This window comes from Streptococcus infantis (assembly GCF_047463655.1).
GTDB lineage: Bacteria > Bacillota > Bacilli > Lactobacillales > Streptococcaceae > Streptococcus > Streptococcus infantis_Z.
In genome coordinates, this window is the sequence record NZ_JASHDM010000001.1 from 257,727 (window position 1) to 281,286 (window position 23,560).

General features: G+C 36.9%; 16 protein-coding genes and 1 pseudogene. All 17 read left to right on the top strand.

Annotated elements, in window-relative coordinates; translation table 11 throughout:
- Positions 1 to 41: 41 nt before the first annotated feature.
- Positions 42 to 644: a DUF6088 family protein gene (locus tag QM877_RS01260; protein ID WP_221739101.1), complete on the top strand. Its 603-nt coding sequence runs from the start codon at positions 42 to 44 to the stop codon at positions 642 to 644.
- Positions 645 to 646: 2 nt separating this feature from the next.
- Positions 647 to 1,645, top strand: a complete 999-nt coding sequence (locus QM877_RS01265) for a nucleotidyl transferase AbiEii/AbiGii toxin family protein (protein WP_221739100.1) — start codon at positions 647 to 649, stop codon at positions 1,643 to 1,645.
- Between the two features lie 147 nt (positions 1,646 to 1,792).
- Entirely contained in the window at positions 1,793 to 6,688 is a 4,896-nt protein-coding gene (locus QM877_RS01270) for an SspB-related isopeptide-forming adhesin (protein WP_414317320.1), read from the top strand.
- Positions 6,689 to 6,880, top strand: coding sequence for a calcium-binding protein (locus tag QM877_RS01275; protein ID WP_221739099.1), 192 nt, complete (start codon positions 6,689 to 6,691; stop codon positions 6,878 to 6,880). It begins immediately after the preceding gene.
- Positions 6,864 to 7,415, top strand: a complete 552-nt coding sequence (locus tag QM877_RS01280; protein WP_414317321.1) for a hypothetical protein — start codon at positions 6,864 to 6,866, stop codon at positions 7,413 to 7,415. Before QM877_RS01275 ends, QM877_RS01280 begins: the two co-directional genes overlap by 17 nt.
- Before the next feature lie 50 nt (positions 7,416 to 7,465).
- Positions 7,466 to 14,302: pseudogene (locus QM877_RS01285) on the top strand (SNF2-related protein).
- A 70-nt stretch (positions 14,303 to 14,372) separates the two neighbouring features.
- Positions 14,373 to 14,672: a DUF5962 family protein gene (locus QM877_RS01290; protein WP_221739096.1), complete on the top strand. Its 300-nt coding sequence runs from the start codon at positions 14,373 to 14,375 to the stop codon at positions 14,670 to 14,672.
- Between the two features lie 14 nt (positions 14,673 to 14,686).
- Complete coding sequence (locus QM877_RS01295; protein ID WP_414317322.1) at positions 14,687 to 14,977, top strand: DUF5966 family protein; 291 nt, start codon at positions 14,687 to 14,689, stop codon at positions 14,975 to 14,977.
- Between the two features lie 224 nt (positions 14,978 to 15,201).
- Positions 15,202 to 17,778, top strand: a complete 2,577-nt coding sequence (locus QM877_RS01300) for a hypothetical protein (RefSeq protein WP_414317323.1) — start codon at positions 15,202 to 15,204, stop codon at positions 17,776 to 17,778.
- Positions 17,779 to 17,906: 128 nt separating this feature from the next.
- Positions 17,907 to 18,545 carry a peptidylprolyl isomerase gene (locus tag QM877_RS01305; protein ID WP_414317324.1) on the top strand — a complete coding sequence of 213 codons (639 nt, stop codon included), beginning with the start codon at positions 17,907 to 17,909 and terminating at the stop codon, positions 18,543 to 18,545.
- 39 nt (positions 18,546 to 18,584) lie between these two features.
- Complete coding sequence (locus QM877_RS01310) at positions 18,585 to 19,661, top strand: DNA primase (RefSeq protein ID WP_414317325.1); 1,077 nt, start codon at positions 18,585 to 18,587, stop codon at positions 19,659 to 19,661.
- 53 nt (positions 19,662 to 19,714) lie between these two features.
- Entirely contained in the window at positions 19,715 to 19,942 is a 228-nt protein-coding gene (locus tag QM877_RS01315; RefSeq protein WP_024388338.1) for a DUF5965 family protein, read from the top strand.
- On the top strand, positions 19,939 to 20,328 hold the full coding sequence (locus tag QM877_RS01320) for a DUF5945 family protein (RefSeq protein WP_414317326.1): 390 nt from the start codon (positions 19,939 to 19,941) through the stop codon (positions 20,326 to 20,328). The genes QM877_RS01315 and QM877_RS01320 overlap by 4 nt, the downstream gene beginning before the upstream one ends.
- A 49-nt stretch (positions 20,329 to 20,377) precedes the next feature.
- A complete protein-coding gene (locus QM877_RS01325; protein ID WP_414317327.1) occupies positions 20,378 to 20,668 on the top strand; it encodes a hypothetical protein in 291 nt (96 codons plus the stop codon).
- Between the two features lie 172 nt (positions 20,669 to 20,840).
- A complete protein-coding gene (locus QM877_RS01330; RefSeq protein ID WP_414317328.1) occupies positions 20,841 to 21,953 on the top strand; it encodes a nucleotidyltransferase in 1,113 nt (370 codons plus the stop codon).
- Positions 21,943 to 22,587 carry a hypothetical protein gene (locus tag QM877_RS01335; protein WP_221739088.1) on the top strand — a complete coding sequence of 215 codons (645 nt, stop codon included), beginning with the start codon at positions 21,943 to 21,945 and terminating at the stop codon, positions 22,585 to 22,587. Before QM877_RS01330 ends, QM877_RS01335 begins: the two co-directional genes overlap by 11 nt.
- Complete coding sequence (locus QM877_RS01340; RefSeq protein WP_414317329.1) at positions 22,568 to 23,359, top strand: hypothetical protein; 792 nt, start codon at positions 22,568 to 22,570, stop codon at positions 23,357 to 23,359. The genes QM877_RS01335 and QM877_RS01340 overlap by 20 nt, the downstream gene beginning before the upstream one ends.
- Positions 23,360 to 23,560 lie beyond the last annotated feature (201 nt).

Genomic DNA, 23,560 nt, shown 5'->3' on the forward strand with positions numbered 1-23,560 from the left:
TCCCAAATGTTGTATAATATTTGGGACAAGGTGGTGAGGAATTGAGTAACATAAAGGCTAAAATTAATAGTAAGATTGATAATTTACCAGACGGCGCAGTCTTTATTTCAAATGATTTTTTAGAGCTCGCTGATTATGAGACTATTAGAAAAAACTTGAATCGATTTGTTAACGATGGAACGATTCAGCGTATTGTAAACGGTGTGTATTACAAACCAAGGTTTATTGAGTTGATTGGGGAATTTGAGTCTCCTTCAATAAATGAAGTGGCTATTGCCATTGCTAGAAAATATAATTGGACAATTGCACCTTCAGGGAACACAGCTCTAAATTTATTAGGGTTGTCAACACAAGTTCCAGCTCAATGGACTTATATTTCTGATGGACGGTATGTAAATTTTTTAATTGGAAATACGAAACTAGTGTTCAAGCGAACAACAAATAGTACCATTTCAAATATGTCACAATTAACTGCACTAGTTATTCAAGCCATCAAAGCTATTGGAAAAGATAATATTTCAGAAGAACAGATTCTTTATCTTAAAAATAGGTTAACTAAAAGTGATAAAGAGAAACTTCTTGAGGAAGGCAAGACTACCAGTGCATGGATTTATAAAATCTTGAAAAAAATAGGAGAATCCTAAAGATGCTAGAATTTAAAAAAATATCCAAAGAAGACCTTCAAGCCATTATTAGAAATGCTGCGGAGAGAATTGGTATCAATGAAGTGATCGTTGAGAAAGACTATTGGGTTTGTTTCGTACTCAACTATCTCTTTACAAAGAGTGAATGGAAGGATGCTTTTACATTTAAAGGGGGTACAAGTCTTTCTAAGTGCTATGATTTAATTAAGCGATTCTCAGAAGATATTGATTTAATCTTGGATTGGCAGGTGATTGGATATGGTAAAGACGAACCGTGGCAATCCCGTTCAAATACGCAACAGGATAAGTTCAATAAGGAATCAAATTTAAAAGCAGAAAACTTTCTTGTGAATGCGTTAATTCCACAGATGAGGTTAGATTTTGCGAAACTGATTGAAGATGATTTTCAAATTAGTATAGATGTAAATGACCCACAAACAGTGCTTTTTGAATATCCGACAAGTTTCCAATCAGAGTATGTGAAGCAAGTCATTCGCTTAGAAATTGGTGCTCTAGCTGCCTGGACACCCTCTGAAATGGTAGAGATTACTCCTGATTTATTCAAGATTTACCCGATGTTATTTGTGGGAGATAGTATTTCAGTTAGGACTGTATTACCAGAAAGAACCTTTTGGGAAAAAGCTACTATTTTACATCATGAGGCAAATAGGCCAGCAGATAGTAAAATCCCTATACGCTATGCACGGCATTATTACGATATTTACTGTCTTGCTCATTCGATTTATAAGAATAGAGCCTTTATGAATCAAGAGTTATTGGAGAAAGTTGTTTCATTTAAGGAAAAATTTTATCCTCGAAAATGGGCAAAATATGAAGACGCAACTATTGAAAGAATCAGATTACTTCCAGATGATTACAGATTGAATGAAATTGAATCAGATTACAACCAGATGAAAGAAATGTTTTATGGTTCTGTGCCATCATTTGAAGAGGTGTTAACAACTATCGCTAATTTAGAAAAAGAAATCCATAAACTTTAGACATCAATTATTTTAGTCACCCACTTTTATGGGTGGCTTTTTACTTTTACCCTCACTGATTGTGATAACAAAATCAAGCCTATTTTTTTATGATGAGGAAAGAGTGACAGTTTGTTGCTAGAGAATAAAAGAAAAGAAGGACTATTTATGACCAAAATATGTAATCATCACTTTCTTGTCAATCAGGAAAAAGGCGAGAAACACGTCTTTCGTAAGAGTAAAAGATACCGGACTCTATGTTCGGTTGCCCTTGGAACAATGGTGACCGCTGTTGTTGCTTGGGGTGGTACGGTTGCACATGCTGATGAAGTTACAACATCAGTTGACACCACTATTCAACGAACGGAAAATCCAGCCACGAATTTACTAGAAGCACAGCCAACCCCTGTTTCTGAACAAACTGGAAGTATAGCGTCAACTGGTCAATCTAACGGTGCGATTGCTGTCACCGTACCACATGATACGGTAACACAAGCAGTAGAACAGGCCAAGGCTGAAGGTGTTTCTACGGTTGAAGATAGTCCAATGGATTTGGGAAATACAAACTCCGCTACAGAAACCAACCAACAAATTTCAAAAGCAGAAGCAGATGCCCAAAACCAAGTTGAGACTATTAATGAAGTCACTAAAACCTACAAAGCTGACAAAGCAGCTTATGTGGATGAAAAAGCTCGCATCGAACAGGAAAATAAGGAGCTGATACAGGCTTACCAAGGGGTCAACCAAACTGGTAAAGAGACAAATGCTTGGGTTGATACCAAAGTTAATGACCTAAAATCTCAGTATGCAGATGCTGATGTGACAGTAAAAGAACAAGTAGTTTCATCAGGAAACGGGACATCTGTACTTGACTATACAAACTATGGCAAGGCTGTTGAAACCATTCAATCAACTAACGAACAAGCTTTAGCGGACTATCTAACAAAGAAAACCAAGGCAGATGATATTGTTGCGAAAAATCAGGTCATTCAAAAAGAAAATGAAGCTGGACTTGCTAAGGCAAAAGCAGATAACGAAGCCATTGAAAGGTGTAATCAGGCAGGTCAAACAGCTGTAGATGCTGAAAATCGTGCAGGTCAAGCTGCGGTGGATCAGGCTAATCAGGAGAAACAACAATTAGTTTCAAATCGAGCAGCTGAGATTGAAGCTATTACCAAACGTAATCAAGAAAAAGAAGTCGCAGCCAGAAAAGAGAATGAAGCGATTGATGCCTACAATGCCAAAGAAATGGAACGCTATCAACGTGACTTGGCCGAGATTTCAAAAGGTGAAGAAGGTTATATTTCTGAAGCCCTTGCTCAAGCCCTCAATCTCAATAATGGTGAACCCCAAGCACAACATGGGGCTATTACCCGAAATCCTGATCAGATCATTTCAACTGGCGATGCCATGCTGGGTGGCTACTCAAGAATTTTGGATTCAACAGGATTCTTTGTCTATGATAGCTTCAAAACAGATGAGACCCTTAGTTTTAACTATCAAAATCTTCAACATGCACGATTTAATGGGAAAAAGATTAGTCGTGTGACTTACGATATTACCAACCTTGTATCACCAGCTGGAACTGATGCCGTGAAATTGGTTGTACCAAATGACCCTACCGAAGGCTTTATTGTCTATCGAAATGACGGAAACGGTGACTGGCGAACGGACAAGATGGAGTTTCGCGTAGTTGCTAAGTATTTTTTGGAAGACGGTTCACAAGTTACCTTCTCCAAAGAAAAACCAGGTGTCTTCACGCATTCTTCCCTCAATCATAATGACATTGGTCTAGAATATGTTAAAGATTCATCTGGGAAATTTGTGCCGATTAATGGCTCAACCGTTCAAGTGACTAATGAAGGTCTGGCACGTTCTTTGGGTTCCAACCGTGCAAGTGATTTGAATTTACCTGAAGAATGGGATACGACCTCTAGTCGTTATGCTTACAAAGGAGCTATTATCTCAATGGTCACATCAGGCAATACCTATACAGTCACCTTTGGCCAAGGCGATATGCCACAGAATGTTGGATTGTCTTACTGGTTTGCCTTAAATACCCTACCAGTTGCACGTACAGTAACACCTTATAGTCCCAAACCTCATGTAACGGTGGAACTTGAACCCGTTCCAGAACCTATTACGGTAACACCAGATGTCTATATACCAAAAACCTTTACACCAGAAAAGCCTGTAACCTTCACGCCAAAGCCTTTGGAAGAAGTGGTGCAGCCTAGTCTAACTTTGGACAAGGTAACTTTACCTGTTAAACCTATTCCAAAAGAACTTCCAACACCACCACAAGTACCGACTGTCCATTATCATGCTTACCGTTTGACGACAACTCCAGAGATTATGAAAGAAGTGGTCAATAGTGACCAAGCTAATCTTCATGAGAAAACAGTTGCTAAAGATTCAACGGTGATTTACCCCTTAACAGTTGATGCCTTTTCATCCAATCGTGCTCAAACGACTAGTCTCATTTTTGAGGACTACTTGCCTGCTGGTTACCTGTTTGATAAGGAAACAACACAAAAAGAGAATGGAAACTATGTCCTTAGCTTTGATGAGACTAAGAATTTTGTGACCTTGATCGCAAAGGAAAACTTGTTGCAGGAGGTGAATAGAGATTTAACCAAGGTTTATCAATTAACCGCTCCCAAACTTTATGGAACTGTTCAAAATGATGGGGCAACCTATTCTAATAGCTACAAACTCCTTTTGAACAAGGGCACAGCCAATGCTTATACAGTCACTTCAAATATTGTGACGGTTCGTACACCAGGTGATGGAGACACAACCACACTTATTACACCTGACAAGAACAATGAAAATGCGGATGGTGTTCTCATTAACGATACGGTCGTAGCTCTTGGTACAACCAACCACTACCGATTGACTTGGGATTTGGACCAGTATAAGGGAGATCGTTCTGCTAAAGAGACAATTGCACGAGGCTTCTTCTTTGTGGACGATTACCCAGAGGAAGTGCTTGACGTGGTGGAAAATGGCACGGCTATTACAACCCTTGATGGTCAGAAGGTATCAGGTATAACGGTTAAAACCTATGATTCGTTAAATGAAGCCCCTAAAGACCTTCAAGATAAATTAGCTCGTGCCAAGATTACACCGACAGGTGCCTTTCAAGTCTTTATGCCAGATGACAACCAAGCCTTTTATGACCAGTATGTCAAAACAGGTACATCCTTGGCTCTTTTGACCAAAATGACGGTGAAAGATAGTCTCTATGGTCGAACTAAGACCTATACAAACAAGGCTTACCAAGTGGATTTCGGAAATGGCTATGAAACCAAGGAAGTGACCAACACCCTTGTTTCTCCAGAACCCAAGAAACAAAACCTCAATAAAGACAAAGTGGATATCAATGGGAAGCCCATGCTAGTGGGAACTCAAAATTTCTATACTCTCTCATGGGATTTGGACCAATACCGAGGGATTAAAGCAGACAACTCTCAGATTGCACAAGGATTTTACTTTGTGGATGATTATCCAGAAGAAGCTTTATTGCCAGATGAAACAGCCATTCAGTTTGTCACATCCGATGGCAAAACAGTTTCAGGAATCACTGTGAAGTCTTATTCTCAATTATCAGAAGCTCCCAAAACGCTACAAGAAGCTCTTTCTAAACGAAATATTCAGCCTAAAGGAGCTTTCCAAGTTTTCATGCCTGAAGACCCACACGTCTTTTATGAATCTTATGTGGCCAAGGGTGTGAACATTACCATTATCACTCCGATGACGGTTTTGGAAACCATGCTTAATTCAGGGAAGTCTTATGAAAACGTGGCCTATCAGGTGGACTTTGGACAAGCATATGAAACCAATACGGTGACCAATTTTGTCCCTAAAGTAACTCCACATAAGTCTAATACCAATCAAGAAGGCATTTTAATTGATGGAAAGACTGTCCTTCCGAATACAGTTAATTATTACAAAATTGTCTTGGACTACAGTCAATACAAGGACATGGTAGTGACGGAAGATGTTCTTGCCAAGGGATTTTACATGGTAGACGATTACCCAGAAGAAGCTCTTACCCTAAATCCTGATGGCATTCAAGTTTTGGATAAGGATGGCAATCGTGTATCTGGTATTTCTGTCAGCACATACGCTAGTTTGTCAGAAGCTCCGAAAGTCGTCCAAGATGCCATGGCTAAACGTCAGTTTATACCTAAAGGAGCCATTCAAGTCCTTAGTAGTGATGATCCCAAAACCTTTTATGATACCTATGTGAAGGCGGGTCAAACCTTGGTTGTGACCTTTCCGATGACGGTTAAGAATGAGCTGACTAAAACTGGTGGTCAGTATGAAAATACAGCCTATCAGATTGATTTTGGCTTGGCTTATGTCACGGACACAGTGGTCAATAATGTTCACAAATTAGATCCAAAAAAAGATGTGGTGATTGACTTATCTCATAAAGATGAGAGCCTTGATGGGAAAGAAGTGGCCTTGCATCAAATCTTTAACTACCGCTTAGTTGGAGCGATGATTCCAAGCAATCGTGCGACAGATTTATTTGAATATGGTTTTGAAGATAACTATGATGAAAAGCATGATGAGTACAATGGTGTTTATTGCAGCTATCTGATGACGGATGTTACCCTCAAAGACGGTTCTGTCTTAAAAGAGGGGACAGAAGTCACGAAATATACCTTGCAACAGGTAGATACAGAAAATGACCTCGTGTCAATTTCATTTGATAAATCCTTCTTAGAGACTATCTCTGATGATTCAGCCTTTCAGGCAGATGTTTACCTTCAGATGAAACGGATTGCGACTGGTCAGGTGGAGAATACCTATCTCCATACAGTGAATGGCTATGTCATCAGCTCAAATACAGTTCTAACACATACACCTAAACCTGAAGAACCAAGTCCAAATCAACCCACACCACCTCAACCCCCAATTGAGACTATTGAACCACCTGTTCCAGCAAGCATTTTGCCAAATACAGGGGAACAGGAATCCCTTTTGGGCTTGATTGGGGCTGGGATTTTACTCGGTACAGCTTATGGACTAAAGAAAAAGGAGGAGAAGTAGATGAATCCGAAAACCATTTATGAAAAGGATTCAGACCATGATGGTTTGACAGATGCTCAGGAACTGGCTTTAGGAACCTATCCATATGCTATTGACACAGATAGTGATGGTCAAGCTGATTTAGAAGAGCTACAATCTGGACATTCACCACTAGTCCCACAAAAGGAGTTGTGTGATGGCTTGGAACTTTGACACCATGAAAAAGGCTTTATCCGAAATGGAGAGGGTCGATTACCAAGAGTTTATCAAGACCTTTCTCTCTTTGGAATTAAGTATTTCTGATAGAACAATCCTCAATCAAGTTTATCAAGATTATATGGATGAAGATGACCTGTCCTTGATAAGTGATGAGCTACGAGTTAAAGTGGATGGTTATCAGGATGAAGTAAAAGCTGATATGACTGATATTCTGGAAAAGCTGTACCGAACAGGTGAAGGCTCTAGTTTTATTATGGATCTAATGTCCTCAAATCGTCTTTCAGAAACCTTGGAACAGTATGAGGTTTTGGATAGTGACGATTATTCATCACTTAGCCTTGAAACCTTACAGGCCATGATTCAACAGGACTTGGCCATTTCCAGTCAAGATTATTTTGGAGATCTGGTTCACCTTGCCTTGCAAAATGATTTACTAGACCAGAAAAGTCATTTCTTACAACACTATGTGGCAACTGTAATGGAAGGTATTCCACAAGAAAGAGACCAACGAGCCTTGGTCCTAGATTAACACAAAGGGCTGAGAAACACTCTCAGCCTTTTTTAAAATGGGAGGGAAAAATGAATCAAGAAGTCTTACTACAAATGATGAGAGCCACCATTCCTCGTGATAGAGCCTTGCTTGAGGCATTTTTATATTACCAAGCAGAGTATTTTGATGAGGAGTGGGATAGTCTTATTCGTCAGTTTTTAACCAATAGGCAAGAAATTAATAAATCTGTTCAGGTACTCCACTTTGAGACAGATGTTTCAGCTTTTGTTCAGGCAAGTCCTTATGATACTGCTCATGATCTATTGACCTATACACAAGTATTCGGCCAAAATGGCCTCCAAAAACTCGACAAACTATCGCCGTCTGAAAAAGACTTGGTGATAGAAGTGGCCTTGTTTAATCTGGCCACTCGTTTTCAATTATTGGATTCCAATGGACACTACCAAACCATCTCGCCGGATTCACTTTTACAAAAGAGTAGGGGAGCTAATTTGGTCAATGTTTATCGTGTGGCTAATAATTTAGCGGATCGGATCAGCCGAGATATTGAACAGTTTCTCTTGACTTACGAGCCTGAGCTTGAAACAAGAGTTGAGGAAACAGTTCAAGAAAAAGAAGAAACTGTTGATAAGCACAAAATAAGTGTTCATCAAGCAATATCTTTTCGAGAAGAGGGCTCTCTGGTTATTGCTAGTTTAGATGTAGATTTGTCTCAACTGGATATCCGAACTGGAAAAACAAGTCATCTGCTAGCTTATGAAGAGTTATCTTTACGACGTAAATTTGAGATACTGACTTATTTTGACCAGATTCGAAATGAACGTTCCAAAGCCCCAAGTTTTAGACGAGGTGATTTTGACACTGAAATGGAAATGACACCAGTCTTTGATGGCGAGGAGTTACTTACCTATCTAGAGGCTGATGGAAATCCCTATGAGCTGAAACGAACGCTAACTGCAGTCGAAGAAAAGGAATTAGAAAAAATTGGACAAGCCATTAGGGCAGAAAATCAAGAAAAATTGACTCAGCTAGGGATTGATTTATATCAGTTTGAACCAGACCAAGTCGGTATTTTATTGGATGCGGCAGGTCGTTTTCGTTTGAAAAATGCGGATCTTGCTTTACTAGGTGGCTATCCCAAAGCCTCGGTAACTCAACTAGCACTCGCGACAGAACTACTCCAAATGGGATTGAGTCATGAAAAAATTGAATTTTTCTTTGGCAGTCAACTTTCCATTGAAGAGCTACGACAAATTGCCTACGCCTTTTTACACCAAGAACTTAGCAGAGAAGACGCGGAGCAATTTGAAAAAGATAAGGGCAATCAGCCAGATTTAACATTTAGAGATTGGAAGAACAAGTTAGAGAAAGCAGATAGAAAAGGAGTAGTTGATGAAGAATTTGCGGAAAATCCACTTGTTCAGACGGTCTTGGACATTTATCCTCTGGGATCATTGGTTTCCTATAAGGGACAGGATTTTGAGGTTAAGTCGGTCAGCGATGCTCGATTGAACGGCTTGATTCGGATTGAGTTAGTCAATGATTTTTCGGATATCATTGAACAAAATCCAGTTCTTTATGTGAGGACCTGGGAAGAAGTCAGTCAGGCACTTCATCAGCCAAAGGCAGAACCACAAACAGAGTTAGAAGAAGCGGACCAAGAATTAAACCTTTTTTCATTTCTGGAAGAAGAATCAATTATTGAGCACCCTATTCAGACTGTTGGTCTTTTGGAAACAAGTGGCATAGAAGAACCTAACAATGATGTTATTGACCAATTAAACAACCAAGGTCCTGTTGAAGAGGTAGAGAAGTCAATTCCAGATAGCCCTGTAACGGACTTTTATTTTCCAGAAGATTTGACGGACTTTTATCCTAAGACTGCTAGAGATAAGGTTGAGACAAACATTGCGGCAATTCGTTTGGTTAAAACACTTGAAATGGAATGTCGTCAGGCAAGTAAAAGAGAACAAGAACTCCTTGCCAAATATGTAGGCTGGGGTGGACTTGCCAATGATTTCTTTGATGACTATAATCCAAAATTTTCTAAGGAACGAGAAGAACTGAAAAGCCTAGTCACTGATAAAGAGTATTCGGATATGAAACAGTCCTCCTTGACAGCCTATTACACAGACCCAGCCCTGATCCGTCAGATGTGGGATAAGTTGGAAAGAGATGGCTTTACAGGTGGCAAAATCCTAGATCCTTCCATGGGAACAGGGAATTTCTTTGAGGCTATGCCCAAACACTTAAGAGAAAAGAGTGAGCTATATGGCATAGAGTTAGATACCATTACAGGAGCTATTGCCAAACACCTTCTCCCGAATAGCCATATTGAAATTAAGGGTTTTGAGACGGTGGATTTTAACGATAATAGTTTTGATTTGGTGATTTCAAATGTGCCGTTTGCCAATCTTCGGATTGCGGATAACAGGTACGATAAGCCTTACATGATTCATGACTACTTTGTCAAAAAGTCGCTTGATTTGGTCCATGATGGTGGACAAGTAGCCATTATTTCTTCTACAGGAACCATGGATAAGCGAACAGAAAATATTTTACAAGATATTCGTGAGACAACTGAATTTCTTGGTGGGGTTCGACTGCCTGATTCTGCCTTTAAGGCCATTGCAGGGACCACTGTCACAACGGATATGTTATTCTTCCAGAAACACTTAGACAAGGGATATGTTTCAGGTGACTTAGCCTTTTCAGGCTCCATTCGTTATGAAAAGGATAGTCGTATTTGGCTCAATCCTTACTTTGATGGAGAATACAATAGCCAGGTGCTAGGAACCTATGAAGTCAGAAACTTTAACGGTGGAACACTTTCTGTTAAGGGGACTAGTGACAACCTCATCGCAAGTGTTCAAACTGCTCTACATCAAGTAAAAGCCCCCATGGAGATTGATAGAAATGAAATCATCATTAACACAAATGTGTTTACCAAACAAGTCATTGATACATCCATTCCAGCTGAAATGAGAGAAAATCTAGGTCAGTACAGTTTTGGCTATCAGGGTTCTACAGTTTACTATCGAGACAACAAAGGCATTCGAGTCGGGACCAAGACAGAAGAAATCAGCTACTATGTAGATGAAGAGGGCAACTTTAAGGCATGGGACACCAAGCATTCCCAAAAGCAGATTGATAGATTTAATAGCTTAGAAGTTACAGATAGCACAGCTCTGGATGTCTATGTGACCGATGATGCAGCCAAACGTGGTCAGTTTAAGGGATATTATAAAAAGACAGTTTTCTATGAAGCTCCATTGTCTGATAAAGAAGTGGCACGAATCAAAGGAATGGTCGATATTCGCAATGCCTACCAAGAGGTCATTGCCATTCAACGCTATTATGACTATGATAAGGAGACCTTTAACCACTTGTTAGGCAAACTCAATCGTACCTATGATAGCTTTGTCAAACGCTATGGGTATTTAAATAGTGCAGTGAACCGCAATCTTTTTGATAGTGATGATAAGTATTCGCTTCTTGCTAGTTTGGAAGATGAAAGTCTGGATCCAAGTGGAAAGTCTGTTATCTATACTAAATCCCTTGCCTTTGAGAAGGCTCTAGTGCGTCCTGAAAAAGAGGTTAAAAAGGTACATACTGCCCTTGATGCCTTAAATTCCAGCTTGGCTGACGGACGTGGTGTTGATTTCGCTTATATGATGTCTATCTATCAGGTTGAATCGAAGATGACCTTGATTGAGGAGTTAGGAGACCTCATTATGCCTGATCCTGAGAAGTATTTGAATGGGGAGCTGTCCTATGTTTCGCGCTAAGACTTCCTGTCAGGTGATGTCGTTACCAAGTTAGAAGTGGTGGATCTATTCGTCAAACAAGACAATCAGGACTTTAACTGGTCACATTATGCAGAACTTCTAGAAGCTATCAAACCAGCACGTATTACTTTGGCAGACATTGATTATCGAATCGGTTCACGCTGGATTCCTTTGTCTGTTTACGGAAAATTTGCCCAAGAAACCTTTATGGGGAAAGCCTATGAACTGTCAGACCAAGAAGTAGCAACAGTCCTTGAAGTCAGTCTCATTGACGGGGTTATCACTTACCAATCTAAGTTTGCCTACACCTACTCCAACGCAACGGATAGGAGTTTAGGTGTCCCTGCTTCACGCTATGATAGTGGTCGAAAAATCTTTGAAAATCTCCTGAATTCGAATCAACCAACCATCACAAAACAAGTTGTCAAAGTGGATAAGAAAAAGAATGTGACGGATGTGGAGAAAACAACGGTCCTACGTGCCAAGGAAACACACCTACAAGAACTCTTTCAAGTTTTTGTAGCAAGGTATCCAGAAGTCCAACAGGTGATTGAAGACACCTATAATAGGCTTTACAATCGTACGGTATCAAAGTCCTATGACGGTAGCCATTTAACCATTGATGGACTTGCTCAGAATATTTCCTTACGTCCTCACCAAAAGAATGCCATCCAACGGATTGTGGAGGAAAAACGAGCCCTCCTAGCTCATGAAGTCGGGTCTGGAAAAACCTTGACCATGCTTGGAGCTGGCTTCAAGTTGAAAGAATTAGGGATGGTGCATAAGCCTCTTTATGTGGTTCCTTCTAGTTTAACTGCACAGTTTGGTCAAGAAATTATGAAATTTTTCCCAACTAAGAAAGTCTATGTGACTACTAAGAAGGATTTTGCCAAAGCCAAACGCAAGCAGTTTGTGTCTCGGATTATTACAGGGGATTATGATGCCATTGTCATTGGGGATTCACAATTTGAGAAAATACCGATGAGTCGAGAGAAGCAGGTCACCTATATCAATGACAAACTCGAGCAACTCAGAGAAATCAAGCTAGGAAGTGACAGTGATTATACCGTGAAAGAAGCGGAGCGGTCGATTAAGGGATTGGAGCACCAACTAGAAGAACTCCAAAAACTGGAGCGAGATACCTTTATTGAATTTGAAAACCTTGGCATTGATTTTCTCTTTGTGGATGAGGCTCATCACTTCAAGAATATCCGTCCAATCACTGGACTTGGGAATGTCTCGGGGATCACCAATACCACTTCAAAAAAGAACGTAGACATGGAGATGAAGGTGAGACAGGTTCAGGCAGAGCATGGCGATAGAAATGTCGTTTTTGCGACAGGAACACCAGTTTCTAACTCTATTAGTGAACTTTTCACCATGATGAATTACATTCAACCTGATGTTTTAGAGCGATACCAGGTATCCAATTTTGACTCCTGGGTTGGGGCTTTTGGGAATATCGAAAACTCTATGGAACTAGCCCCGACCGGTGATAAGTACCAACCTAAGAAAAGGTTTAAGAAATTTGTCAATCTTCCTGAACTTATGCGAATCTACAAGGAAACTGCCGATATTCAAACTTCTGATATGTTGGATTTACCTGTACCAGAAGCTAAGATAATTGCGGTGGAAAGCGAGTTAACGCAAGCTCAGAAATACTATTTAGAAGAGCTGGTAGAGCGTTCAGACGCTATCAAATCAGGTAGCGTTGACCCTAGTGTTGATAATATGTTAAAGATAACCGGGGAAGCCAGAAAACTTGCCATTGATATGCGCTTGATTGACCCAGCTTATACTTTATCGGACAATCAGAAAATCCTTCAAGTAGTCGATAATGTCGAGCGGATTTACCGTGAAGGAGCTGGAGACAAAGCCACTCAGATGATTTTCTCCGATATTGGAACACCTAGAAATAAAGAAGAAGGTTTTGATGTTTATAATGAACTCAAAGACCTGCTTGTGGATCGAGGGATTCCAAAAGAAGAAATTGCCTTTGTCCATTACGCCAATACTGATGAAAAGAAAAACTCACTGTCTAGAAAGGTCAATAGCGGAGAAGTACGGATTCTCATGGCTTCGACGGAAAAAGGTGGAACAGGTCTAAACGTACAATCACGCATGAAAGCTGTCCACCACTTAGATGTTCCCTGGCGTCCTTCTGATATTGTCCAGCGAAATGGTAGGCTCATTCGACAAGGGAATATGCACCGGGAGGTAGATATTTATCACTATATTACTAAAGGGAGCTTCGACAATTATCTCTGGCAGACGCAGGAGAATAAACTCAAGTATATCACCCAGATTATGACCTCAAAAGATCCTGTGCGGTCGGCAGAAGATATTGATGAACAAACCATGACCGCCTCAGACTTTAAGGCTTTAGCCACTGGAAACCCCTACCTCAAGCTCAAAATGGAATTGGAAAATGAACTGACAGTTTTAGAAAATCAAAAACGAGCTTTTAATCGCTCAAAAGATGAATACCGCCACACAGTTTCCTATTGCGAGAAGCACCTCCCTATTATGGAAAAACGGTTGAGTCAATATGATAAGGATATTGCCCAATCTTTGACAACAAAGTCGCAAGATTTTGTCATGCGATTTGACAATCAAGTAATGGATAATCGTGCAGAAGCAGGGGACTACCTGCGAAAACTTATTACCTATAACCGCTCAGAAACCAAGGAAGTCAGAACATTTGCCAGCTTTAGAGGATTTGACTTAAAAATGACTACACGAGGTCCTAGTGAGCCCTTGCCAGAGACTGTCTCTTTAATGATTGTAGGTGATAACCAATATACTGTCGCTCTTGATTTGAAATCAGACGTGGGAACCATTCAACGGATTAGTAATGCCATTGACCATATTATGGATGACCAAGAAAAGACAGAAGGGCTGGTAAAGGATTTAAAAGATAAGCTACAAGTAGCCAAAGTAGAGGTTGAGAAAGTCTTTCCCAGGGAAGAGGACTATCAGCTTGTAAAGGCTAAGTATAATGTTTTAGCTCCCTTGGTTGAAAAAGAAGCAGAGATTGAAGAGATAGATGTGGCTTTGGCCAAGTTTAGTGAAGATACAACACCCCAAAAGAAGCAACAAATAGCACTCGAGATATAAGAAAAAGGCTGACAAAAAATAGTGAACGCGGTAAAATGAAGTCAAGAAATCACCAAAGGAGAACAAACTCGTGACCCAAACAGTAGAAGCGATGCGTTATCAACTAGAAGAATGGCTAGCACAAGGCTTTACAAGCCCAGAAGACAGAGCTAACTACCAAGCCTTAAAGGAACAATACGAAGATGAAACCCTTGATTACAGCTTTTCAAAGCGAGAAATCATTGGTCAATTAGACATTATCATTACCACTCGTGAGAATGATTTTCCAGACCTAGATGATGTCACCAAAGAAGAGTATCTTGATCTGGTTGCACAACTGGATGACCTAGACAAGGGACAAGCTGACTACTACCGCAAGCAATTAGCATAGCAAGAGGTGCAGATATGTTAGAACAAATCATTCAAAGTCTTTTGATTATCGCAGCGATCGGACTGATTTTACTTGTCCTTTATCGGATTACGAAGATGCTTGGAAGCTTATTTATCATTGGATTAATCGGATTTTTAGCCTTTACAGAAGTCTATGGGATTTACCTCTTTTTTACAGAAAGATACCTCTATGTCAAAGATTTAGCAACCAATGGTATGTTGAGTTTTACGACTTTCTATATTGGTTTCAATATCTTACTTGTTTTAGGGCTTGTGATCAAAGTGGTTAGAAGTTGGATAGCATAGAGTAATGGGATTACCTAAGTTAGGTAGTCCTTTTTCTATAGATTCTTTTTGAAACGAACTTGTAATAGTGATTGTGTGCCTTCTATATATCTGGTATAATCATTATTGATTAGAAAAAAGAAGAGGTGTTTTGCTTGCTTGAAAAATTAATCCTATATTTCCCAATAATTATTTTTGTACTGTCCTATATAATGAAGTTTTTTTGGCTTAGATTTTCAATTTTTATGGATGAATTAATTTCAGGTGTTAAAATCAAAATTTTTTCCCATATATTATTTTGGTCAATTGTGAGTTATATTTATTGGGTATGCAATCAATATGAGATTTTATTATTTCAAACTAGCGATAACAATTTAGGTTTATTATCACTATTTTCTCTAGTCTTGACAATATGGGCAAGTTTTGGAGTTTATGTAGGTTTTCTACAATTCATGGCTGGGTATGATAATAAAGAGAATGGAACCTACTTAGGCTATCAAAAAATGGATTTTTTGACAAAAAGCAATGTTTGGTACCATGTAACAAATAGTTGGGAATTTTTTGGCTCTTTATTACTTTCAATTGTTATTCCTATTATAGTTAAATTTAACACATCAGTTGATATTCGTTATCAATATATTTGGCAAGCTATAGTTGGATTCCTATTAATTTTGTTTATTTTTCTTTTGAAATTTAGCTTAAAAGTGGCTAGAATAACTATATTTATTAACAAAGAGACTGATGGAGGATTGAAAGACGTTATACAGTCGGATATTAAAAACAGATATAACAGATATTTTAATAGATTGGTCAAACAAAAATTTTCCTACGGAGCAAGGGAGAGTTATTTTAGACAAGTCAAGATGGATTTGTCTAATATTGACAATAACACAGACAAGATTATATTTTTAAAAGTTATTTACTTAAAAATTATAGATACTGAACTTCTTGACAAATTTGAAGATAGAGATATCGTCAATTATAAGTACTTTATAAAAGAGAAATACGATTTAATATCTAATATTGATTTTAATGATGACAAATTGATTTCTTTTGCTATTACTTTATTTAAATTAGATGCTCAAATATTTGATAAATTGATTAAAAAGGATACACGCTGGATAGAGAGTGACTGTATCTTTGAATCCATGGGTGGTATTTTTAATAAGAAATCTATTCTAGATGTAGAGTGTAACCATAAAATCAAACGATTATCACTTAATTCGTATGAATATAGTGAGATTAATAATATACATATTTACATGTTTAAAAAAATAGCGAAAATGGCTAAAAATAAACAATCAATTTCTCAGATGGTACACCTAATTCAGGAAAAGATTTCTCAAAATAATATTAGGGAAAATTATTGGGAAACGGATAACTCAGGCGGTGCATTTATTTTTGAAAAGACAATCTCTACTTCTAATCTCCGAATTTCTAAAAGTTATTATGAGGAAATCGAAAAGATAGATGTATTTTATTCATCATACTATCCCGAGATTAAATATGAATCTGATAGTAATAATATATATATTTCTTTGTATCCAAATATACTTAAAATTGAATTCCATTTTAAAGACGGAAGACAGTATTATATTAAACGTAATGAGATTAGAGATTATTATGATGAATATGAAGAAAATGTTTGGAATATTCTTTTTGATAAATATAGAGATTCGGATAATCTATCAGATGTATTTCTTCCTAATTTAAGAGAACCTGAAATTATATTAGATTCTTTTGGAGATAGTAATGAAGTAATCATACGAGACTATGATAATAAGATTGGTTATTCCAAAACTTGCTTCAAGTACCTAACTGATCACTTTGAATATATCGATAGCAATAACTCACAATTTACGAATTTGTTAGAAATGGTAAAAACCATGTCTGCTGATTATCGTGGAGCATTTGCTTTGTACCAATTGCTTTATCCAGAAAATTCGAATTGGGATTCGAGTGTTGAAAGTTACATAGAGATTCTATCAGAAGTTTTACCACCAAGAAAAGAAGAGAGAGAAAAAATCTATAATGATATGGTTTCAATAATCAATGAGATTAAATATGGTAAGAGTCTTGGTTCGGAAGTTCTTGGAAAGGTATTTAAGACAAGAGATATCGAACTGTTTGATGATGAGTTTTTGAAAGATTTCAAAGGGATTCCTAAATTAAAACTCATAGTAGTTCAAAGTATATTGTCTACCAATACATATGGTTTTAGAAGAGTGGAGTTGCAAGACGGATGGGAAAAACAAGATTTAGTTGAACAATACATAAGAGGGCTTTCTATAACCCCTAAATTATTTCCTAGCTATACCGATGATTATAAGACTTTGAATTCTACCATGAGTGAATTCTTGATGAAAAATATAGAATTACTGCCCTCCTATGAATTTAGCCAGTTACCTTTAAGTTCACTTTTGTTACTTGAACAACTTTTACGTTGGAAATGGGGAAGGGAGGAAAAGCGTGATGAACAAGAATTTATGGTTAATCTCATCAAAGAAGAAGCTGAGTATAAATCAAAGGGTTATACATATAGCTTCTATGGTTCTCTCTTGAAATTTTTTACCTTAAAATTGACAGAAGGCCAAGGGAATAAATATTTAAAACTTGTTAATGATAAAGATTTTAAAAAAGAATTTAAGTTTTCTTTACTTAATCATCTTAAGAGAAATCAATTGACACTAGATATGTATTTAGATGGTATTGATAATGAACTTAAAAATTACGATAGCGTAATGATTGGTATTTGTGAAAAAGAATTAATTAAAAGAGAGGTAGAAAAAATAATTTTTGAAAATTATTTATATCTTGAATAGTTGCCATTATAAAATAGAGGCTTCTTAATAACAGTTATTGGATTACCAATTGGTAGTCCTTTTTCCTGTGATAAAATCTCCAAGCTAATCTTGATATGATGTGGTTATCACTAATAAAGGAGTAAGCCATGTTGAATAAAGTGAAAGCTCGATTTCTGATTGGAGTTGGAGGTTTAATCGCAGCAAGTTTTATGGTTATGATTAGCTATACGATTGGCTCACAATCCATTTCAAAGCAAACAGAGAATCAAATACGAACAGAGGCCAATAAACTTGTGACAAAGGAAAAGCAGGAGGAAAGAGCGACAGTTCTATCAGATGAGCTTGTCAAAGAATTTCTCACTCAATATTATACAAAGGTTCAGCTAGGAGAAAATAACAGTCGTATCAAGCCTTACATGACGGATTCGGCATTTTCAAAAGAGGAAGCAAATCAGAATAAAGCGATCAACCAAGTTTATAAAGATTATATGCTTGACTACCGATTTGAATCAGCCAGTATCTATGTCAATACAGAAAGCAATGTTGCACTTGCGGAAGTTACCTATCAAGTGACCTATGTATCTGACTTGAGTGAGCAGCAACAGCGAACCACTCAAACAGAAACCAAGACGGTTATGTTATCCTACTTCAAAGTTTCCGACAAGCTCCTGGTTAATCAGTTGACCATTTGGAATGGGAAACTGGAGGACATGAAAGAAGCCACAAATGGTGCTAATTCCAGCATACCAACGATCCAAGGAACTACAACAAGTGAGAACAACTAGCAGGAGACAGTCTTCTGCTTTTTTTGATAGGGAGACAAGATGACACGAATTAAAGCAGCAAAACAAAAGGCTATTTTAGATGTGGCTGAAAGTCTGGGTTATTCTTTTAAACGATTATCAGGACATATTTATGAACACCCAGAACATGATTCTTTTCGGATTTTTGCGGATACCAATACTTTCAAATGGTTTTCAAGAGATATACAAGGGGATGTGATAGACTTTGTTCAATTAGTAGCAGGTGTTACTTTCAAAGAGGCTGTATCCTATCTTAAAACTGGGGATTTTGAACAAGCTAAGTTGATAGAAGAAACGTATCAACCGTTTCAATATTATTTGCATGAAGAACCCTTTAAGAAAGTACGTTTTTACTTAAAAGACATCCGTGGCCTAAGTGATCGGACTATCAATACCTTTGGCAGACAAGGATTGCTTGCTCAAGCTACTTATCAAGCGGATTCGGTTTTAGTGTTTAAAAGTTATAATCATAATGGGACCTTACAGGCAACAAGCCTTCAAGGTCTCGTCAAAAATGAAGAAAGATACAAACGTGGTTATTTGAAAAAAATCATGAAAGGCTCTCATGGTCATGTCGGTATTAGTTTTGATATTGGGAATCACAAGCGACTCATCTTTTGTGAATCTGTTATCGATATGATGAGTTATTATCAGATTCACCAAAAGCAATTATCAGATGTTCGTCTGATTTCAATGGAAGGCTTAAAACTTTCAGTGATTGCTTATCAGACCTTGCGACTAGCGGCAGAAGAACAAGGAAAATTGGCATTTCTAGATACAGTAAAACCAAGTAGACTTAGCCATTATCTTCAGGCAATACAAGAGACGACAACCTTTTTTCAAACTCATTCAAACGTCATAACAATGGCTGTTGATAATGATGAAGCAGGAAGAGAATTTTGTCAGAAACTGTCAGATAAAGGACTTCCGATTTCTCAAGATTTACCACCATTGCAGGGGATTGAAATAAAGTCAGATTGGAATGATATTGTGAAACAACGGAAGGAAATATCCTTAAGTGATATTATCCAAATAGCCCAAGCACAAGTTAATAAGAAACATCCTCCACCTAAATGGGAGAATGCATTGGAATTGTGATAACAAAATCAAGTCCGATATCATAATCTAGAATGTGACAAGGAGGACACCCTATGAGTGTGATTGAACGTCTAGCTGAAAAAGTAGCTAGACAAGAAGAAAAGGTCTCACGTGAGACTGAGAAATTGGAAAACTATCGTGACCAACTACAAACTGCTATGTACAGTACCTTTATCAAACGGCAACAATCTAGTCAGTTGTCATTTCATGAAGCACTAGAGCAAGCCTTTGGTAAAGAAACTACACTACACCCAGATTACAGAAATGAGGATATAGAATGAGTAAAACATGGAATTTTGATCAGCCACTAGATGATGTGAAACCGACATCATCCAATGAGGAACGAGCTAAAATCGCAGCACTTTTCCATAAACAGGATGAAAAGTCAATTGAAGAAGTAGATTATGTGGCTGCTTTTGAACAGCAACAAAAGGAGTCAGATTCTAAAGATGTACAGACGCCTGAATTAAAAGTTAAACAAAATCAGCCGAAGAAAGTGAATATCACAAGTGACTATAAACAACATTTGGCAGATACCATTGCACAAAACAACAAGGATATTTCCGCCTGTCTGAAGCAAATTGAAGAACTTCATCAATTGATTGATGAAAAGAAAATCCAAAATAAAAAGTTACAGGCTATTTCAGTTGCCATTGATGATTTATAAGTCAGGTAGTCCTATGCGGACTACCTTTTTACAATGTAAGGAGAAGTTAATGAAATTTTTTCAAAAGAAAACACAGAATCAGGACCGATTTAAACGACTGATGCATCGACTATCAGAGATGTCAGATACTGAACTAACTAAAGTAGAGAAACTCATAGACGTGGTCTTTGATCCAGATTTCAAGCCTGATAGGAGAGTTGAAGTATCTCAAAGCGTTATAACCGATGAGGAACAAAGTCTTGATAAGTCGATTCAGGAAGCGAAAAATAAACTGAATACTGAGCAGTTGGAGAAGCGAATAGAGCAGTTTAAGCAATCGAAGAAACCTAAAAACGGATAATATATTTAAAATAAGTATTACAAATGAAATAGCAGAAAGAATAGATTGGTTTATAAAGCATCTATATATAGTACATACTTAAAGGTTTTGACACAATAGATGGTGTTAATGTATTGATTTTTTGTAAATCTAGTGATATACTCCAATTATCAACACCAAAGGAGAAGCTAACTTGAATAAAGATGAATTATTGTTAGAATCATTAAAAAATATTGATTTATCCCCCACTATGGAAGAAAATGCAAGAAGGAAGTATAAAGCAGTATCTGAATATTTGGAAAATCACGGGCTTTTGCTAGATTTCTATCCACAGGGATCTTTTAAAATGGGAACAGTTATTAGACCAAGAAAAGAATCGAAAGATGGTAATTACGATTTAGATATTCTAGCCATCACTAAAACATTAAAGTCCGAAACAACTCCACGTCAGGTAAAAGAATCAATAGGGCAAGTCCTAAAATTTAGTGACAGATATCGTTCTAAATTAGCAAAGGAAGATGTACATTGCTGGACATTACAATATGCAGAAGATTCAGCTGGTTTTGGATTTAATCTTGATTTGGTTCCTTCAGCAAAAGAATCTACTGAAGTTATACTACTTAATAAAAGTTTGGAAGTTCCATTTGAGTATGCTGATAAATTGATAGCTATTACAAAGAAAAACAATGATCAATATGACTGGAAAACGAGTAATTCTTTAGGATTTAGTGATTGGTTTTTGGATAACAATCGAAATTTTTTAACGAATGAGGTAAAGGAACGTCGGAAATTTAGATATAGAAATGAACTTTTAGAGATATATGGTTCAGTTGAACGAATTCCAGACTACCAATTTAAAACAAATTTACAGCGTGCAATTCAAATTGCCAAGCGACATAGAGATATATACTACGAAAGATCATACTCAAAAGATAAACCTTCATCAATGTTATTGACTGCATTGATTACAGATGCGGTTAAAGAATCACACAACTTAACAATTGAGCAAATTCTACTTGTATTTTGTCAAAGTTTTTTATCAGAAAAAATATCTATTCAAAAAGATAGTAAAATTCTCAATCCTGTCGATCCAAACGAAAATCTAATTCAATCGTTCAATACAGCAGATTTGCAAAGATTCCATAACTGGGTCATAAAGATGTATGAACTGATACTGGAAAACAATGAAAGAACATTCAAACAATCCCTGAATAAGGCTATCGATACTCGGATATTCGTAGATGTTTTTGATGGAATCAAATCGGTTACTCCGGTGCAGCCTTGGAGAGTATCAATTGAAGAATAATCTATTGAAACAAGTAAAGTCCTTTCAAGAAGTACAAACATTAATCGAGTTTACTGAATTTGAAAATCAAATAGTATTAGAAGGACCATACTCCTATACCTTAAGTTGGAATGATATTACATATCAAGGTATTGTGAATATCGAGTTTAGAATCCCTAAAGTTTTTCCAAATGAAATTCCAGAATTGTTTGTAGAAGGAGTTCCAGATGATTTTGAGCATATAAATCCCGATGGCACTGCTTGTGTTGCAACAATTGGTGAAATAATATCATTTTTAGCTAATGGTTCAACAGTAATTGAGTACTTTGAAAAATTTATTGATCCATTTTTATTCTCTTTAAGGTGGTTTGTTGATTATGGGACTTTTCCATTTGGTGAACGACAACATGGTGGTCAAGGTTTGCTCTCTTTTTATCAGACTACATTGAATTTGAATAAAGAACAGTATATTGAACTAGTCCTTCTAGTTTATAAAAATAAATACCGAGGTCATCGTGAATGTATCTGTTCATCCAAGAAAAAAATTAGGGATTGTCACGGTAAATATATTTTGCCGATAATAAAAAATGAAAGGCTAAAATCACTATTTATTAGTGAAGCATATATGATATTGAATGAATCAACAAAAGAATGAATTACCTCAAGCTAAACCATTCTTTATTTCAAAAATATTTGAAAAGTTAGAAATTTGTCTTGCGGTTATAGCCATAACTTATTCACTAATTCAATCTAAATTTAACTTTGTTGAATTCAAAATTGATTTGATTATTAATTCAATGTTAATATTTTTTGGATTTATTATAAGTTATTATAGGGAAGATTATTGGGGCATAGGTCGAGAACAGAGAATGCTCTTCTTTATGGATAACTCGTTTGGAACAATTAGATTTCCTAGTAAGAATAAAACATATTTTGATAATGAAGAATTAAGTCCTGGATTATTAAAAGCTTTTGCAAACGTACATGAGAATACTTTCTTTACATCAAAGATTTCCGAAAAGATGCTATTAATACCGATAGGAATTATGCTATTTAGTGCTTATATATTTATCATAAGTTTGATGATAGGTGGATTAAATTCCGGAAATGCAGCGCTACTCAATTTATTTTTATCTGGAAATATTGCCACAAAAATTATAAACATTTATAAATTAAAAAAAGGAACGGAAGAACTTTTCCAAAGTGGAAATATTATTTGCTCTAGGTATCAAGAGTGTAATAATAATATCTCAGTGCTAGAATATGATATGATTTTATTTATAAATAATTATGAAAATTTACTCATTGATACAAAAGTAACACTTTCAGAAAGAGTATTTTCTAGAATGAACGATTCATTAACTAATGATTGGAATGAACATAAGAAGCACTATCAAATCTACTCAGATAATTCTGACGTGAAATAAAATCTTAAATAAGATAGAGACCTAATCTATCTTATTTTTTAATATTTTTTCTTACAATGTGGGATACATTTCATTTAAAAATGGATTCACTATAAAGCATTAGTTAGTTCAACATGTGATACCTTTTCCAAATCATCTCTATTATCCTAATACCATTCCTAAGAAAATGAAGTCTTGATTTTTCACTGGGGTTTGGGGGCG